The organism is Brachyspira pilosicoli (genome assembly GCF_019402445.1).
Lineage (GTDB): Bacteria > Spirochaetota > Brachyspiria > Brachyspirales > Brachyspiraceae > Brachyspira > Brachyspira pilosicoli_B.
The window spans coordinates 1-3,515 of sequence record NZ_SRZM01000008.1; the positions used below are offsets into that span (position 1 = coordinate 1).

The 3,515-nt window shown below is 27.1% G+C and carries 4 protein-coding genes; all 4 read left to right on the top strand.

What is annotated here, in order from left to right:
• Nucleotides 1–51: 51 nt before the first annotated feature.
• On the top strand, nt 52–723 hold the full coding sequence (locus E6A48_RS00215) for a flavin reductase (protein WP_219708047.1): 672 nt from the start codon (nt 52–54) through the stop codon (nt 721–723).
• A gap of 82 nt (nt 724–805) precedes the next feature.
• Entirely contained in the window at nt 806–1,660 is an 855-nt protein-coding gene (locus tag E6A48_RS00220) for a metal ABC transporter solute-binding protein, Zn/Mn family (protein ID WP_219708048.1), read from the top strand.
• 33 nt (nt 1,661–1,693) lie between these two features.
• Entirely contained in the window at nt 1,694–2,431 is a 738-nt protein-coding gene (locus E6A48_RS00225) for a metal ABC transporter ATP-binding protein (protein ID WP_219708049.1), read from the top strand.
• A gap of 68 nt (nt 2,432–2,499) precedes the next feature.
• Nucleotides 2,500–3,515 (top strand): variable surface family protein (locus E6A48_RS00230; RefSeq protein WP_219708050.1); only part of this gene is annotated, 1,016 nt, incomplete at its 3' end.

A 3,515-nucleotide genomic window follows, 5' to 3' on the forward strand; every position in this document is an offset into this window, starting at 1 on the left:
AAAAAATTTACTATAATTAATAATAATTATTACTAATAAGGAGTAAGAACTATGAATACATTTGCATTAACAAAATTATCTTATGGAATGTATATTTTAACTACAATGGACGGTGATAAACCAGTAGGCTGTACTATAAACACCTCCACACAAATAACATCAACTCCAACTACAATTATGATTAGTGTAAACAAAAATAATTATACCAATGAATGCATTAAAAAAAGCGGTAAATTTGCATTATCAGTTCTTTCAGAAAAAAGCGACCCTGCTTTGATAGGAGGTTTTGGTTTTAGAAGTTCAAGAGATGCCAATAAATTTGAAAATGTTAATTATGAGATGAAAGAAGGTCTTCCTGTTATAAAAGATGCTAATGCTTATTTTGTATGTAAAGTTGTAAATAGTTTCGATGTATTTACTCATACTTTGTTTATAGGTGAATTAGTAGATGCTGATATATTTGATAATAATACTAACTCTATGACTTATTCTTATTATCATACAGTAATAAAAGGAAAAACTCCTCCTAACGCTTCCACTGCAAATGCATACGAAAACAAAGCAGAAAAAAAAGAAGAAGCAGTTGAAAAGCCTAAAGCAATTTATAGATGTAAAACTTGCGGATTTGAATATAAAGGAAGTGTTCCATTTGAAGAGCTTCCTAGTGATTGGAAATGCCCATTATGCGGAGAGCCTAAAAGCAATTTTGAAAAAGTAGAATAATTGTTATAGCATTAAAACATTGAAATTTATTTTTATAGTATTATAATGTTTCGATATTATAATACTATAAGGATAAACACAGATGAAATATCTTTTTTATTTATCACTAATATTAGTTTCTTTTATTTCTTGTAACAATAATAATAATCAAAACATAACCGACAAACTTCAAGTATATGCAAGTATATACCCTATTTATGATTTCGCTAAAAAAATTGGCGGGGAAAAAATAGATATTTATAATATAACTTCAGCAGGTTCTGAGCCTCATGACTTTGAGCTTACATCAAAAGATATGGCTAATTTAAGCAAAGCTAATCTATTTATATATAATGGTGCTTCAATGGAGCATTGGGCAGATACTGTTAAAAATACAATAAAAGATTTAAAATATTTAGAGGCTTCTTCAAATATAAACAATGAAGAATTAGACCCTCATTTTTGGCTTTCACCTAAAAAAGCAAAAGTTCAAATGGAAAATATAAAGAATGCATTAATAGAATTAGACACTAAAAACGCTGATTATTATAATTCTAATTACAATTTATATGCTAATAAATTAGATGAGCTTGATAAAAATTTTAGAGATAATTTACAAAATATAAAAAATACTAATTTGGTTGTAACTCACCCTGCATTCGGACACTTCTGTAAAGAATATAATCTTAATCAAGTTGCAATAGCAAGAGATGAAGCAGATGCTAAGGCTATGGCTCAAACAATTAATTTTATAAAAAACAACAATATTAAAACTATATTTTATGAAGACTTCTCAAGTTCTAAGCTTGTAGATTCTATTGCAAAAGAAACAGGTGTAAAAGTGAGTGCATTAAACCCTATAGAATCTTTAAGTGAAGAATATATAAAATCTGGAGAGGATTATTTTTCTATAATGCAAAAAAATCTCGAAGCTATAACAAATGGTCTTAATAATTAATAAAATAATTAAATAATTAATTAAGGTTCTATAATGGAAAATATAATAAGTTTTAAAAATGTGCATTTCGGATACACTCAAGAAGACATATTAAAATGCATAAGTTTTGATATAAATAAAGGAGACTTTGTTTCTATTATAGGTTCTAATGGGGCAGGCAAAAGCACTATATTAAAACTTATTTTAGGTGAAGTTAATCAATATAGAGGTGAAATAAAACTATACGGTGAAGATATTAAAAAATTTAAAAATTGGCAGCACATTGGATATTTAGAGCAGAATGCATACTACAAAATATTAAATTTTCCTGCAACTGTTTATGAGATAGTAATGTCTAATATGTTTGCTGATATTGGTTTATTTAAATTTCCAAATAAAAATCATAAAGAAAAAGTATTTGAAGCATTAAAACTTTTAGGTATGTATGATTATAAAGATAGACTAATATCAAAACTTTCAGGCGGACAGATACAGAGAGTTTTTTTAGCAAGAACTTTAGTGCAAAGCCCTAATTTATTAATATTAGATGAGCCTACAAATGGTGTTGATATTGAAACTATTAATTTTTTATATAATTTGCTTCAAGCTCTAAATAAAGATAAAAAAATAACTATTGTAATGGTTACACATGATATTGAGAGAATGTCAAAAATATCAAATAGGGTATTCTGTTTTGAAAATGGCACATTAGTTGAACTTGATAAAAATCAAATAAACATGGAATTATCACATAAGCACAAGCATCCAGATGGAAGCAGTTGTTCATGTTGATTTTTTTTTATTTACGTATAAAATTATACAAAATTTTATTTATAAATATAAAATTTGGAGATTTTTTCATGAAAAAGGTTATAACTTTTATTTCTATACTATTTATTGCTAACTCATTAGCTTTTAGTATGTATGGAAACAATAATGATTGGATTGATTTTCTTACAGATGGAAATCAATTTAGAGCAAGAATGGATCAATTAGGCTTTGTATTAGGAAATAATACAGTGAAGGGTACTTTTGGATTGAGAGCTAATACAGGATATTTAGGCTCTATATTAATATCTTCTTCAAACAATTTTCAATTAAACACTACAGTTTCAGCAGGCATAGCTTATACATCAGATTTAATAGGTATAGGTGTTGCTTACAATTACACTGCTGCAGGAATATCAGAAGATTTTTCAATAGCTAATAAAAAATTAGACATACATACTCCTGTTTTGGCTATTAATGCATTAGGTAATAATTTAAGAATAGCTATACCAGTTCAGATTGCAATTACTGATAAACTATATGGAAGTGAAGATTATAAACATAAAGGAATGAGCTTAGATCCTCAAATAAGATATTATACAGGAATAGATTTAATTAACCAAATAAGATTAATATTAAAATATGGTACAGTTACAACAGATGCCATAGGAGATACTGTAACAAAATATACTTCTTCCTCTTTTGGTTTTGATTTTAGATTATATTTTGGAGCTTTAGTTGGAGATGTTATTCTTAATCCTTTTATTAAAGTAACTTATGATACTTCTTTAGGTGCTAAAGGAAAATTTATAGGAAGTTATGAAGTATTTTCAGATAGCATAGTAATACCTATGAATTCAGCGAATTTACTTGAAAGAGAAACTTATAAATTGTCTATATTACCTACTTTAGCTTTAGAAGCAAGCAGTGATATAGTTACATTGTATATGGAACCTGGATTAGGATACACTATTATTGATAGTGGTTTAAAAGGAGAAGGATTAACACATGCATTAGCTTGGTCTGCTTATACCGAACTTTATATAACACCTATTAAAGATTTAGAATGGTATTTTGAAATGGATATTAACGGAGATTATGCTCCTAA

What these genes read in the sequence shown, in the direction of transcription:
- E6A48_RS00215 (WP_219708047.1), top strand. Translation starts at nt 52, where the DNA reads ATGAATACATTTGCATTAACAAAATTATCTTATGGAATGTATATTTTA.
- E6A48_RS00220 (WP_219708048.1), top strand. Translation starts at nt 806, where the DNA reads ATGAAATATCTTTTTTATTTATCACTAATATTAGTTTCTTTTATTTCT.
- E6A48_RS00225 (WP_219708049.1), top strand. Translation starts at nt 1,694, where the DNA reads ATGGAAAATATAATAAGTTTTAAAAATGTGCATTTCGGATACACTCAA.